The following is a 13,653-nucleotide window of genomic DNA, read 5'->3' on the forward strand; positions in this document are numbered from 1 at the left end:
TGATTTTTATGAAATAAGAAGAAGTCGAGATGAATGATAAGTTTCAATAACGAGGATGGAGGGCGCTGAAAACTCAACCCGCTGAAAATATTAGTAATTATTTTATTTTGGTTCTTAAATCAATTTAAATTGATCGTTATACTTCATCCGCTATTAAGAATAATTGCAGGACAACATGAATTAACTGTTAAACCATTTTTGATCTTTCAACAGGATTTACGTAAAGATCCGTACGAATGGGTGAGAGAATTAATCCTTGTTTTGCACAAAAGATGCGATAAATCAGGGGGAATGGTTAATTTTATGTGATGAATGTCACGGAAAAGTCTTAACTAAAAGCCTTCAAAGCCCGCCGCTACGCTAATCTTCGCCCGCCAATTCGTTAATTAAACTAAACACTCTCCCTTTACAGTGATTTTACAAAATCATTACGTTGGTTAAAATCGCGTTGATTTTATGTGTTTTTATTTGAGTAATCATCATTATTGATGGCCTGAGGAAGGATCATGGTTAACAAAATTACCAGTGTAATCATCGCAATCGTCGCGGTTGTGATGTTGTACATGGGGGGAGAACTCCTGCTGCTTGGAGGCAGTGCATTCTATGCGCTGATGGCGGCAGGTTTATTGATCACAGCAATTTTACTGTTCCTGAATAAACGCAGCGCCTTAACGTTTTATGCACTGCTGATGTGGATCACATTATTTTGGATTATCTGGGAAGTCGGTTTTGATAAGTGGCAATGGATTCCACGCGGCGACCTGTTTGGCGTAATCGGCGTATGGCTGGCGCTGCCGTTTGTCGTCCGCCCGCTTTATCAAGGTCAACGCCGCTTCCATCCGCTGCTGGGCAGTACGGTTGTGATCATGGTTGCCTTGGTGATTGGCCTGTGCTTTTACGATCCGCTGCCGCAACAGGGCACTATCAGCAATACGCGTGCGCCTTCTGCCTCTACGGGCGCGGGTAATGACTGGAGCGCGTATGGCGGTTCAACCAACGGCCTGCGTTTCTCGTCACTGAATCAGATCACCAAAGATAACGTCAAGGATCTGGAAGTGGCCTGGACGTATCACACGGGTGATTTGCGCCAGGGCGATGACGCGACCGAATACACCTTTGAAGCTACGCCGCTGAAAGCCAACGGTATGTTGTATTTCTGTACACCGCATAACGAAGTGCATGCGCTTGACCCCGAAACGGGTGCGGTGAAATGGAAAACGACACCGGATAAAAATCGCTCTTATCTGCAACAGCATCAAACCTGTCGTGGCGTGAGTTATTACGAAGAGAGCAACGCGGCTGCAGAAAACAGTGCTGCGCAACCCGCAATGTGTCGCAAGCGCATCTTCAACGCGACCACCGATGCACGTCTGATTGCCTTTGACGCTGACACCGGCAAACGCTGCGCCGATTTCGGCCAGAACGGCGAAGTCAATCTGCGCGACAATATGGGCGAAGTGCGTCCACACGCTCTGATGCAAACTGCGGCACCGCTGGTCGCTGGCAATCTGGTGATTGTTGGGGGCTCGGTGATGGATAACGGTTTTAACACCGGCAATCCATCGGGTGTGATCCGCGCTTACGATGTGATCACCGGCCGTTTGGTCTGGAACTTCGATCCAGCAAACCCGGAAAACACCGCGCCGGTTGCGGCTGATGCGACCTATCCACAAGATACGCCAGTCGCATGGGGCACGCTAAGCGCTGACCTGAAAAATGGCCTGGTGTACGTGCCATTTGGTAATGCGTCACCGGACGAAGTGGGCATTGAGCGTGATGCCAACAGCAACACCGAGAAATTTCGCGATGCGCTGGTCGCGCTGGATCTGAAAACAGGTGCCTTCAAATGGCGCTATCAGAGTTCAAACCACGACTTGTGGGATCGCGATAATCCTTCTCAGCCGTCGTTGGTTGATATCACCTACAAAGGTAATGCGCAGCCTGCTGTGATTCTGCCGACCAAAACCGGCAACCTGTTTGTGCTGAACCGTCTTACCGGCGAACCGGTTTATCCGGTTGAGCAAGTCAAGGTCTCAACCGAAGGTGGGGTGGAAGGCGAGAAGTTTGCTGCTACGCAGCCCGTTTCCAGCCTGAACTTCATTCCGCAACCGCTGACTGAAAAATCGATGTGGGGCATCACACCGTTTGATCAGATGAGCTGCCGTGCGAATTTCCGTGAACTGCGTTACGACGGCAACCCATGGACGCCATCAACGGAAAAAGGCACGTTGGTTTTCCCAGGCAACATCGGGGTGTTTAACTGGGGTTCGGTGGCTATTGATCCTGAACGTCAGATGTTAATTGCGACGCCTGTTCGTCTGGCCTACAAATACAACTTGATCAAACGTACGCCTGAGACCGCCACTCAGCGCACCTTCACCAAAGATGGTCAGCCTTACTGGAATGAAAACTTCCACGGCGACTATGCCATTCATATCCAGCAGCTGGCTTCCGGTCTCGGTATTCCGTGTATCGCGCCGCCGTGGGGACGCATGGTTGGTGTTGATTTGAAAACCGGTAAAACTGAATGGCTGCGCCGCGTAGGCACCACCAAAAACCTGAAAACCAGCTTCCTGCCGGGTCGTTTCCCAATCGGGTTCCCGATGGGTATGGTGGCACACGGTGGGCCGCTGGTTACTGCGGGCGATGTGGTTTTCCACGGCGCAACGGCAGATAACTTCTTCCGTGCTTATGACAGCAGCACCGGTGAGTTACTGTGGCAGACTGAACTGACTGCTGGCGCACAAGCCACGCCATCAACCTTTATGGGTAAAGATGGTAAGCAATATGTGGTTATCGCCGCAGGCGGTCACGGCTCGCTGGGTACACAAGCGGGTGACAGCGTGGTCGCGTTCCGACTGAAGTAAGCGTAACAGGCTGAGTGCCAGCGTGTCTGGCACTCAGCTTTCTGATTTGCCGATTATTTAATTCAATACTTCTACATCCATTCCTCAGCTTCGCGCTATCGAAAACAGCCACCTCAACCTATAATTACAGCCCTTTTTGGCATCCTGCCGCTTCGCTATCCTTACGTTCCACTAAAGAGAAAAAATGAAAACGTTTTTTATCTTCCTGCTGACAGGTTTGGTCTTGCTGCTCTCGACCGCAGCGCAGGCAGTTGATTGCCAGCGTGCAAGCAGCCCGACCGAACAAATGGTGTGTCGCGATCCCGAGTTGCGCTGGTTGGATCACACCTTAGATGCCCGCTGGCTTGAACAGCTGGTGGGGCAAGCACAGCCCAACGGCAAACTCTATACCGAGTGGCTGCAACAGCGTAAAGCCTGTAGTAGCCCGTTTTGCCTCAAGCGCGCCTATTTTCAGGGTTACGGCCAACTGTTTAACGCTAATCGCCATATCGACTGGAGTGGTGAGTGGTGGAACGTCAGCGCCACCAATGGCGAAAGCGGACGTCTGGTGATTAAAAACGCCAGTGATTTTTCTGCCGAACTGGATCTGCACGCCGTACGGGGGGCTTACAAAATTGATATCGATAGCGAAGCGCGCCGCTACTATGGCGTGCTCTATGTCAACAATATCAACGGGGCAGAAAATTGCGCCATGATTGTGGTACCGCGTCAAGACGGCAACCTGGAAGTCAGCACACAAAGCAATGGCAGTTGCGCATTACTTTTCCCCACCGACGTACGGCCTGATGGCGTTTATGTAAGGGGAGATCACGATCCCCGTCCAGCCGCGACGCTGCTGAATACAGGAATCTTACCCGATGAAAAACTGGACAGTGCGTTTCGCCAGTTGGCAGGTGACGAATATGAGCAATATGTCGCCACAGCTAATGCCCTGCATTACACCCAAGATTTGGATAATGTGTCAGCGAAAGCCATGACTTTGCGCGTTATTGGCGAAGCCAATCGCCGTGCGGCAATCATCATGTACAACCCAAGTGGCAGTATTTGGGCAATGCGTGTTGCGCCCAATGCGCAGAACAAACTGGAATTCCATTACCTGACCAATCAGGAAGACAAAAGCGCTATCCCTAAAACGATTCAGGGATGGCGCAGCCACTTTATTGTTACGCAGTAAATCACGCTGACCACGTCGATCTTATTCAGGTTGGCGTCATCAACGTCCGCCGATTTAATCTTCGAATCGGCTTGTGACGTCACGGTCGCCTTCATAACGCCTTATCAGCGGAAACGGAGGCAACCAGGATTCACGACGCACGATCCAACTTTCGTAAGTCGGCTTTAACTGGTCGGCGCTATCCAACGATCCCAGATTTACTTCGATTTCATCGTCGGAGCGTGCGAAAACAGACGAGCCGCAGTGTGGACAGAAAAAGCGTCCAGCATAGTCACGCGTTTCTCCCACAATGGTCACCGCCTGCTGAGGGAATATGGCAGAGGCGTGAAAAAGCGCGCCATGATGCTTACGGCAGTCAAGGCAGTGGCACAGGCCAACCCGGTAGGGAGGTCCTGAAGCCTCAATACGCACATTGCCGCACAGGCAACCGCCCGTAAATTTTTCCATACGCTATCTCCTCAAAATAAAGGAAGTGGAATAGTTACCCTTAGGTCGAAACAGGGCAGTTCTTACTATTCAGCGATTGCGCATAAAGATGAAGTTTTTAAACCTGTAGTGTGATGGAGGTGGCAGCGTTATCGCCACACAGCAAAAGGCGAAACCATCGTCGCTCCCGTTAAACCGCACTGATAAATAACCGCTAGCGCCTCAAGGTCTTCTGCTTCCACTGCTTTTCCAGCGGCCAGGCAGAGAACAGCGTGAATAGGGGATCTTTGGCTGATTATTATTTTATTTAACCTATTGATTTATAATTTAAAGTGGGGGTTTTCGAAACTGGAAGACGGGGGTGATTAGGTGTAAAATGCAGCATGAAATTATTTTAATTACCGTTGCGCGCAGGATAACAGTAAATGATTGAGCCCTTAGAGCAGAGATTACAACGCGAACTTGACCACATTAACACAACAGAAAAAAGAGACGATAAACCCTATTTTGATATCTCCTTTATCAAGGAATATTCAGGGCTTTATGCTCTGATGTGGATTCTTTTTCTCATCACGTTGGGCGTGCTTCTGTATGTCGATACCTTTGGCAAAGCCGAAGTCATTGTCTGCTGCCTGATCTTTTTCGTGCTTAACTTTTTCTTCTTTTTCCATATCAATCCCTCTTATAAAGCCAAAGATATCGATAAAGGGGCGTGGAAAAACTGTTACACCGGCGACTGGTATATGGAAGTTCACGTTCGGGAAGCGTTTATACAAGAACTATTGAACGGAAACCTGCTCACGCAGGAGGAAAAAGCCACTCTTGACCGACAATACCAAAAGAAAGGTTATCTCTATTTTGCTGATATCTACAGATTAAGACATAAATAAACGGGTGATGTTGGTAAGTGCCGCTGTTTTTAATTTCCGCTTTGATGCCACACAATGCTTCGTCTCTTCCCCATAAAGCAGAGAGAGAAAAACGCCATCCTAAATAAATCTGGGATGGCGTCATCACTGAATTACTCGTTAATGCGTTGTTTCATCTCACGCGTATGCCTGGAGTAATCTTCACCGCATTCGGCTGAACAAAATGCGGTATCTGATACGACAGGTTCATCTTTGCACCAGATGCATTTTCCGTCAGGACTTTTGAGTCGTGGTTGTCTGGCCGAAAGTGCGGCTGTTATCAACGCTTCCTCGCGTTCCTGAGCTAAATCAGCATCGTCCATTATTGCTCCTTTATTTTGACCTTTCAGGTAGTTAAAAAAGACAAACAAAAACATCCAATTTCAGAGGTAAGTATAACCTAACGGCCTCGCTTAAACTTTTCACGTTTCACCTAATCAAAAAAATCGGCTGGTGCCGTTTTAATTGACTGCAAGTTGGGTAATGCTAGCAAAAAAAGGGGAAAACGCTTTAACCGGTCGTTGATTTACTCTAATTAAAATAGAAAAACTTAAACGCCAACCCCAACATAATGCCAGGGATGACGTCAGGGCTGTCCAGTCAATCACTCCACCACGCCAACCACATTCAGGTTAGCGTCATCCGGGATCTCATTGTAAGAAAGCACATGCAGGCTGCTGGCGAACAAGCGAGCGTAACGCGCAATCAGCGGACGCAGTTGCGGTGTAACCAGTAAGACCTGCGTCAGGTTTTGCGCTTTCAGTTGTTCGGTGATCACCGGCAAGGTTGACTGCAACTGCGTCAAAATATTGGGATCCACCGGGAAGCTGTCGAGCGAGACTTTGCCCGCCTGCTGCGCCTGATTAAGTGAGTTGAGTAACAGGTTTTCCAGTTCGCTGTTCAGCGTGTAAGCCGAAAGCGGCTTGTGATCTGGCGCGATAGCCGCCACCATGGCGCGGCGCAGCGCGAATCGCACATCTGAAGCCAACAGAATCGCATCTTTGGTCACGGCACTTGATTCCAGCAGCGTGGTCGCGATGGTGGCGATATCTTTCAGTGAAACTTGGTCAGTCAGCAGCAGACGATAAACGCGCAGCAGTTGACTGTGATTCAACGCCTGACTGAGATCTTCAGCCAGTTTGGGTGCCATCGCAGCCAGACGATCATGCAGTTGAGTAATGTCATCGTAATTGAACAGTTCAGGCAGATTTTCGCGCGCTATCTTGTTGACGTGCGTTGCAATAACGCTGGCACAATCCACCACTTGATAACCAAGATTGAGTGCCTTGGCTTTCTGCTCAGCCAAAATCCAGGTCACGGTTAAGCCGTAGGCGGGATCGGTATCCAGCACACCATCAATTTCGCCATATTGTTCCGGGGTCGGGATCGCCATCAGGCGGTCGGGATGCACTTCGCCGGTTGCCGAGCGTACCCCGTTGATCTGAATGGCGTACTGGGCGGGTTTAAGGCGAAAATCTTCGCGAATGGCAATTTCAGGCAGCAGCACACCACTGGTTTCAGAGACCACCTGGCGCACGCCGCGTACGCGCTGTTTCAGCGGGCTGCCGCGTGAGCTATCAACCAGCGGCACCACTTTGTAACCAAGGTTTAGGCCAATCGGCTCAACCATTGGAATGCTTTGCCAGTTTATCGGCGCAACGTCCTCTTCCTGCTGGAGTGCCTGAGTCAGGGCTGCGATCTCTTCAGGATTCTGGGTGGGTTTTGCCACCTGGCGGCTTTGACGCCATCCGGCAAACACCAGCAGGGCTGTGAACAGCAGGAAGACGGTGTGTGGCATGCCAGGAACAACCGCGAGGATAAACATCACCAACGCTGCGCTATAAAGCGTGGTCGGCTTAGCCAAAATCTGCGACTTAACTTCTTCGCCAATGTCGTTACCATCGCTGACGCGGGTCACGATGATCGCCGCCGCTGTTGACAACAGCAATGACGGAATCTGTGCCACTAAGCCATCACCAATGGTGAGCAGAACATATTGTTCAAAAGCCTGACCGGCGGGCAAGTTGTGTTTGAATACGCCAATTAAAATCCCGCCAATCACGTTGATCAGCAAGATCATGATGCCTGCGACCGCATCACCACGAACAAATTTAGAGGCGCCGTCCATCGAACCATAGAAGTCCGCTTCGTTACTCACATCGCGGCGGCGGTCGCGCGCCTGTTCCTGATTAATTAAACCGGCATTGAGATCGGCATCAATCGCCATCTGTTTACCGGGCAATGCGTCCAGCGTAAAGCGCGCAGAGACCTCTGAAATACGTTCTGCGCCTTTGGTGACCACCACAAAGTTGATTATCAAGCGATCGGCCAAAAAAGCGCACAACGCACATCACGGCGGTGCGTGGAAAGTGGCCTTCGCGGACTTTACCCTGGCGATGATGGCGCTGTTTATGGTGCTGTGGATCATGGGTTCGGTAACAGAAGAGGAGCGCAAAGAGATCGTTGCACAGCTGCACGGCACCTCTATTTTTAACGAGTCTTCCTTTAATCCGCTGCAAGATTCCGGGGAACAAGGTGCAGTGCTGGTGGGAGAAAGCCTCGCAGCACAGTCTGAACCCGTTCGCGAGGAGGCTGACAGCGTGCTGGATAGCGCCTTAGACAACGCGCCCAAAGAGAGCCTTGAAAGCGTGTTAAGTCGATCGGATAACGAGCTGGAAGCGTTACGCCAGCTAATAATGCGAATCATGCAGAACCTTAATACCCAAGGCAACTTAGTGCTGGAAAAAGTGCCGCAAGGGCTGCGTATTCTGATTCAGGATGACAGTAATCGCATGATGTTCCCGCGAGGTAGCGCGGTATTGACCCCTTATTTCAGCAAGTTGCTGGTTGAACTTGCGCCAGCGTTTAACCGCCTGGATAACAAGATCATGATCAGCGGTCATACCGACGCCGCGCAATACAGTGGCAAGGCGGCTTATAACAACTGGAATCTGTCGGGCGATCGTGCTTTAGCGGCGCGTCGCACGCTGGAGCAGGGTGGCCTGGAACAAAATCGCATTATCCAGGTTAACGCCATGGCGGGACGCATGCCGCTGGATACGGAGAATCCGCTGGCCGATCGTAACCGTCGTATCGAAATCATGGTACTGACCGAAGCCGCAACAGACTCTCTTTTCCAGTTCTACGGCGTTAATGGTGAAAAGGTAGTTAAGCCGATTACTCAGCATCTCAGGGAGCGGCAATAAAGGGCAGTTTTGTCGTCATCCATGAAGCGAAGTGCCATTGAGCCGATTTGGCTCGACCGGTGGTAAGTGCCACCGGTTCTTTTTAGCGATCAAACTCAAAGAGGCCAGCTGGGATGGATGCTCCACCGCTTGCAATCCCCATACCGCATTACGTTTTTACAGCCGCGATAGACAATTGCTGAAATACAGGTCAACACCCGCCAGGGAAAGCCACGGGCCAAAGGGAATTGCACGGGACAAGGCTTGGTTGAAAAGAGCTTTATTAAGCAGCATCCAGGTTAACCCACCTCCCGCAGCAATAAGCAGCAGTTCAGGCAAAGATTGCCAGCCAAGCCAGGCGCCCAGCGCAGCCAGCAGTTTGGCATCGCCCATTCCTAATCCCTCACAACGCCGCAAGCAGCGATAGCTGGTGGCCAGTAGCCACAACAGGCTATAACCTGCGGCCGCGCCAATAACCGCATCGCCTAAACTTCCCGGCAACAGTGCATAAACGTGCAGTAATAAACCCAGCCAAAGCAAGGGAAGCGTTAAGGCATCGGGTAACAGCTGGTGTTTGATATCTATCAGCGTTAAAGCCAACAGCGTCCAACACAGCACCAGCGCTATGATTAAAAAGCGATCCTGTGGCAGTTGCCAGGCGGACACGACACTGATTAACAAGGTTAGGGCTTCGGTAAGCGGATAGCGCAGGCTAATCGGCGCCTGGCAGTGAAAGCATTTACCGCGTAGCAGCAGCCAACTTAGCAAAGGAAGGTTATCGCGCCAGCGTAAAGGGATTTTACAGTCTGGACAATGGGATCGAGGGCGACAGAGCGTCACCGGAGACGTCGGCTGAAGAAGCTGTAGTGGCAATCGATAGACCACCACATTAATAAAACTGCCGGCAGAGAGTGCAATTAAAACAGTGATCGACCCGGTAATGATGTCAACATCCATGCTGTTACCTCTGATGAACCAATTGCAGCGGAAAGAGTGGATGCAACAGTAAACGCAACCACGCTCCGCCGCTATTGCGTCTCGGTGATTACAGGGGGATTTCATTGGGTTTTATGCGCTGCGCCGAAGCGTTGAGATTTTGCTGCGTTAACCCGTGTCAGAAAGGGCTGACACGGGGATAAGTGAAGCGTCTTAGCGTAACGCCAACGGCCTACTCAGAAACTTTCACCACGGTCTTGCCGAAGTTTTTTCCGTTGAGCATATCGATAAACGCCTGTGGCGCGTTTTCCAGCCCATCGATAACGTGTTCGCGATAATGAATCTTCTTGTTCTCAACCAGCGGCGTCATGACGGATAAGAATTCAGAATAACGATCACCGTAATCCTGGAAAATGATAAAGCCTTGCATACGGATGCGGCGCTTGAGTATGCCCGCCATAATTAACGGCGTTCTGTCGGGGCCTTCCGGCAAATCTTTTGCGCTATAGCCCGAAACCAATCCACACACTGGCACGCGTGCAGCGGTATTTAGCAGAGGAAACACCGCGTCGAACACTTTTCCGCCGACGTTTTCGTAATAAATATCAATGCCATCTGAACAGGCTGCGGCGAGTTGTTCAGCAAAATCGTTGCTGTGATGATCAATACAGGCGTCGAAGCCCAGTGTCTCTACCGCATAGCGGCATTTTTCTTCACCACCCGCTACGCCAACCACGCGGCATCCCTGCATTTTACCTAACTGACCCACCGTTGCGCCCACAGGGCCAGTGGCTGCGGCAACCACTAAAGTTTCACCCTTTTTAGGTTGCCCAATATCCATCAAGCCCATATAAGCCGTGAAGCCAGGCATCCCCAAAATACCCAGCGCCCATGAAGGATGGGGCAGGTCATTGCCTAACTTCGCTAAACCGGAACCGTCGGAGAGGGCATATTCCTGCCACCCGCTTTGGCCTAAGACCCAATCTCCTTCCTGATAATCAGCATGTTTTGATGCGGCGACCTGAGAAACGGTGCCGCCCACCATAGGTTCATTCAATTCGGCAGGCGCGGCATAAGACTTTCCGTCATCCATGCGACCGCGCATGTAAGGATCCAGCGACAGATAAGCGGTGCGCAACAGCACTTCGCCCTCTTTCAGTTCTGGAATCGGCTGTTGAACAAAACGGAAGTTATCTTTGGTAGGTTCGCCATCAGGACGTGAAGCCAAAAGCCATGCGTGATTTTGCGGTTGCTGATTCGACATTATTTCTCCTTTTTCATCTTCAGTGTGCTGCATTAACGAAGGTGTTCTTCCGTTAGAGTGTAGGTCTAGCAGAGCCTGACCAAGAGGGATTAGCGGTTTGTGGGGTAAGAAATTTTTTATCGTGACGCATTTAAACGGGTATTACCGCACGGATGTCGCAGACATAACCTGTTGAAGAGGCTACGCTTCATGGCGAACGGCGGTTGAAGTGACGTTATTGCCTCGCAAGAGTGCGATGCCATAACGCTCAACGCGTTCTCAACAATCCCTAACCTGCAAACGACAGGCTCGGGCTTCATTTGAGTGAGCCTTTTGACAAGGAGTTAAAGATGACCGTACCCGTGGTGGCTATTTTTACCGCTAAAGCTGGCAAAGAAGAGGTTGTAGAAGCGCTGTTCAAAGGCGTGGTTGAGACGACGCTGGTGGAAGAGGGCTGCATTACGTATCAGCTCAACCGTGACACTGACAATGCACGTCGGTTTGTCTGGACTGAAGAGTGGGCGTCGCGTGAGGCGCTGCAAAAGCACCTGGAAGCGCCCCATATCGTTAAGCTTTTTGCCGATCTGCCAGCGCATATTGAATCTTCAGAGGTGATCATTCTGAATAAGGCCGCAGGCGGACACGCTTAAGAGTTACCAATGTACGATGAAAAAACGGGGCCACGATGGCCCCGTTTTTATTCCTTCATCAATAAAGACGCTGACACGTTTTGCGATAAGTCATTATCAATTACTCGTTTGACTCCAGTATGCCTTTGACGCCGTGCGGTTCAGAGCGCAAATATTGTGGCGGAACACTGACTTTGCCTTTTAATTCTGCCGCTGCGTGCCATGGCCAGCGTGGGTCGTAGAGAATGCCACGAGCCAGCGCCACTAAATCGGCCTCGCCCTCTTGCAGCAAGGTTTCTGCCTGTTGCGGTTCTGTAATTAGCCCAACCGCAATCACTGGAATCGTCACTTGCTCACGAATATCGCGGGCAAACGGAACCTGATAACCCGCTTTGACCTCAATTTTCTGATCCTGCGACAACCCTCCGCTGGAGACATGGATATAGGCGCTGTTCAGTGATTCAAGCTGTTTAGAGAAAGCGATAGATTGCGTCACATCCCATCCACCTTCGACCCAGTCTGTTGCTGAAATGCGTACGCCAACAGGGATGTTTTCTGGCACGGCATCTCTCACCGCGCGAAAGACTTCCAGGGGGAAACGCATTCTGTTCTCTAAAGAGCCGCCGTATTGATCGGTGCGCTGATTCGATAATGGAGAAAGGAATTGATGCAATAAGTAACCGTGCGCGGCATGTACCTCGATCAGTTGAATCCCCAAGCGAACGGCACGCTGCGCGGTTTCAACAAAGGCTTTTTTAACGCGTTCCAGAGCGGCTTCATCCATGGCGATAGGTGGGTTTTGTTGTTCGCTGTAGGCCAGCGCTGAAGGCGCAACAGTTTGCCATCCACCCGCATCCAGACTTAACTGCTCACCGCCTTCCCATGGCGCAGCACATGACGCCTTGCGACCTGCGTGACCCAGCTGAATACCGATCGGTATAGATGAATATTGGCGTATATCTTCCAGTACTGTGCGAAGCGCAGATTCCGTTTCATCATTCCATAGCCCCAAATCCTGCGGGGTAATGCGGCCAATATCTTCAACGGCAGTTGCTTCGATAATCAGCAAGCCGGCACCAGAAAAGGCCAGTTGACCGAGGTGTATGCGATGCCATGCTGTTGCCTTGCCCGCGTCAGCAGAATATTGACACATGGGCGCAATCACGATTCTGTTATCCAGTGCTAACTGACCAATGCTGATGTTGGAGAAAAGTTGACTCATGAAAACCTCTTTTTGCTTTACCGACTGAAATGGCCTTCAACAACTATAGAACTGACTGTTTTCTTATGCGCCTTAAAAGATGAATAGGGTGCAAAAACAGCAAGATATGTTAATGATAAGCGGGCGACATGCCGGAGCCGCGCAATCATTTATCAACATCCTGGCTTTGCAGGAAGTGATAAACCGCACCCAACATGCCTGAATCATTGCCGTGGGTTGCCGTATCAATCGAGATATCCTGACTGAACCATTCGAGATGAAACTTGACCTCGTCTAAAAAGGATTCTCGTTCGGCGATACCGCCGCCAATGAATATCGTTTCGGGGTCAAATATGGAGGCCAAATTAAAGATGCCAGAGCAGAGATCCTGGTAGAAGGTCGTCACCAGGCGGCTGGCGATGGCGTCGCCTTGGTCATAGTGATCAAAAACATCCTTACCAGAAACGTCTTTAGTAGATAAACCTTTCTGCTCGCTGTAATACTCGCGCAGCGCGGTCATGGTGCAGGTCTTACTCATGCTGTAATGCATGATATTGCTGCTGGCAGGGCGAGAGGTGAGGAGGCAGCCAAACTCACCGGCACGATCGCGTTTGCCGCGTATCAAGGCGTTATTACAAAAGGCGGCACCACCCAGGCCTGTGCCGATGGTCAGCATCAAAAAATCTGACATTTTGCTGGCTTTACCCAACCAATATTCTGCCAGCAGGGCACAATGCGCATCGTTTTCGACGCTCACCGGTAATGCGGTTTTTTCTGATAACCATTCGGCAAGCGGGAACTGATCAAACTCTCTGACCGTGCCTCCCATGGATATAAAGCCGCGCTGTGCATCAACGTAACCCGGCACGCTAATCGCAATACCTTCACACTCACTGTTTTTCTTCAACCAACCCAATATTTCATTAAGGATTTTATCGCGAGAATTGTGCGAGACATCCGCGCTCTCCTGACACAGCATCTCACCCTTATTAGTTACAACACCCATTTTCAACGAAGTACCACCGATATCAAACGCCGCAATCTTCATTTTTTTCTCCCAGAAAGACAATCAACGCTTAAAAGT

Annotated in this window: 12 protein-coding genes; 5 read left to right on the forward strand and 7 right to left on the reverse strand. The window is 50.5% G+C overall.

The features are described 5' to 3' along the window. Positions 1 to 506: 506 nt before the first annotated feature. A complete protein-coding gene (locus tag ACF2G4_RS05045) occupies positions 507 to 2,867 on the forward strand; it encodes a membrane-bound PQQ-dependent dehydrogenase, glucose/quinate/shikimate family (RefSeq protein WP_243077955.1) in 2,361 nt (786 codons plus the stop codon). A gap of 184 nt (positions 2,868 to 3,051) precedes the next feature. Next, positions 3,052 to 4,041: a lysozyme inhibitor LprI family protein gene (locus ACF2G4_RS05050; protein ID WP_409075621.1), complete on the forward strand. Its 990-nt coding sequence runs from the start codon at positions 3,052 to 3,054 to the stop codon at positions 4,039 to 4,041. Positions 4,042 to 4,095: 54 nt separating this feature from the next. Here ACF2G4_RS05050 and ACF2G4_RS05055 read toward each other — a convergent pair whose 3' ends face one another. Further along, a complete protein-coding gene (locus ACF2G4_RS05055) occupies positions 4,096 to 4,488 on the reverse strand; it encodes a GFA family protein (protein WP_409075622.1) in 393 nt (130 codons plus the stop codon). A gap of 404 nt (positions 4,489 to 4,892) precedes the next feature. Between ACF2G4_RS05055 and ACF2G4_RS05060 the strand changes: the two genes are divergently transcribed. Further along, positions 4,893 to 5,357: a YlaC family protein gene (locus ACF2G4_RS05060; RefSeq protein WP_409075623.1), complete on the forward strand. Its 465-nt coding sequence runs from the start codon at positions 4,893 to 4,895 to the stop codon at positions 5,355 to 5,357. A 131-nt stretch (positions 5,358 to 5,488) separates the two neighbouring features. On the opposite strand, the gene ACF2G4_RS05065 is transcribed toward ACF2G4_RS05060, so the two are convergent. Continuing rightward, positions 5,489 to 5,698 (reverse strand): hypothetical protein, encoded by a 210-nt coding sequence (locus ACF2G4_RS05065; protein WP_215846832.1) that lies wholly within the window; start codon positions 5,696 to 5,698, stop codon positions 5,489 to 5,491. Positions 5,699 to 5,979: 281 nt separating this feature from the next. Then, positions 5,980 to 7,680, reverse strand: a complete 1,701-nt coding sequence (locus ACF2G4_RS05070) for a flagellar biosynthesis protein FlhA (RefSeq protein WP_409075946.1) — start codon at positions 7,678 to 7,680, stop codon at positions 5,980 to 5,982. On the opposite strand from ACF2G4_RS05070, the gene lafU reads away from it, so the two are divergent. Continuing rightward, positions 7,670 to 8,581 (forward strand): putative lateral flagellar export/assembly protein LafU, encoded by a 912-nt coding sequence (gene lafU, locus ACF2G4_RS05075; RefSeq protein ID WP_409075624.1) that lies wholly within the window; start codon positions 7,670 to 7,672, stop codon positions 8,579 to 8,581. The genes ACF2G4_RS05070 and lafU overlap by 11 nt on opposite strands. Positions 8,582 to 8,737: 156 nt before the next feature. Here the strand turns inward: lafU and ACF2G4_RS05080 are convergent, their stop codons facing one another. Beyond that, positions 8,738 to 9,517 carry a prepilin peptidase gene (locus ACF2G4_RS05080; RefSeq protein WP_409075625.1) on the reverse strand — a complete coding sequence of 260 codons (780 nt, stop codon included), beginning with the start codon at positions 9,515 to 9,517 and terminating at the stop codon, positions 8,738 to 8,740. Between the two features lie 211 nt (positions 9,518 to 9,728). Further along, on the reverse strand, positions 9,729 to 10,760 hold the full coding sequence (locus tag ACF2G4_RS05085; RefSeq protein WP_215846830.1) for an NADP-dependent oxidoreductase: 1,032 nt from the start codon (positions 10,758 to 10,760) through the stop codon (positions 9,729 to 9,731). Positions 10,761 to 11,089: 329 nt separating this feature from the next. Between ACF2G4_RS05085 and ACF2G4_RS05090 the strand changes: the two genes are divergently transcribed. Then, positions 11,090 to 11,389 (forward strand): putative quinol monooxygenase, encoded by a 300-nt coding sequence (locus ACF2G4_RS05090; RefSeq protein ID WP_409075626.1) that lies wholly within the window; start codon positions 11,090 to 11,092, stop codon positions 11,387 to 11,389. Between the two features lie 100 nt (positions 11,390 to 11,489). Here ACF2G4_RS05090 and ACF2G4_RS05095 read toward each other — a convergent pair whose 3' ends face one another. Next, the gene (locus ACF2G4_RS05095; RefSeq protein WP_215846828.1) at positions 11,490 to 12,590 is read right to left on the reverse strand and encodes an NADH:flavin oxidoreductase/NADH oxidase; all 1,101 of its coding nucleotides are present in this window, start codon (positions 12,588 to 12,590) and stop codon (positions 11,490 to 11,492) included. A gap of 145 nt (positions 12,591 to 12,735) precedes the next feature. Beyond that, a complete protein-coding gene (locus tag ACF2G4_RS05100) occupies positions 12,736 to 13,617 on the reverse strand; it encodes an ROK family protein (protein WP_409075627.1) in 882 nt (293 codons plus the stop codon). Positions 13,618 to 13,653 lie beyond the last annotated feature (36 nt).

The organism is Pantoea phytostimulans, assembly GCF_046118715.1.
GTDB lineage: Bacteria > Pseudomonadota > Gammaproteobacteria > Enterobacterales > Enterobacteriaceae > Pantoea > Pantoea phytostimulans.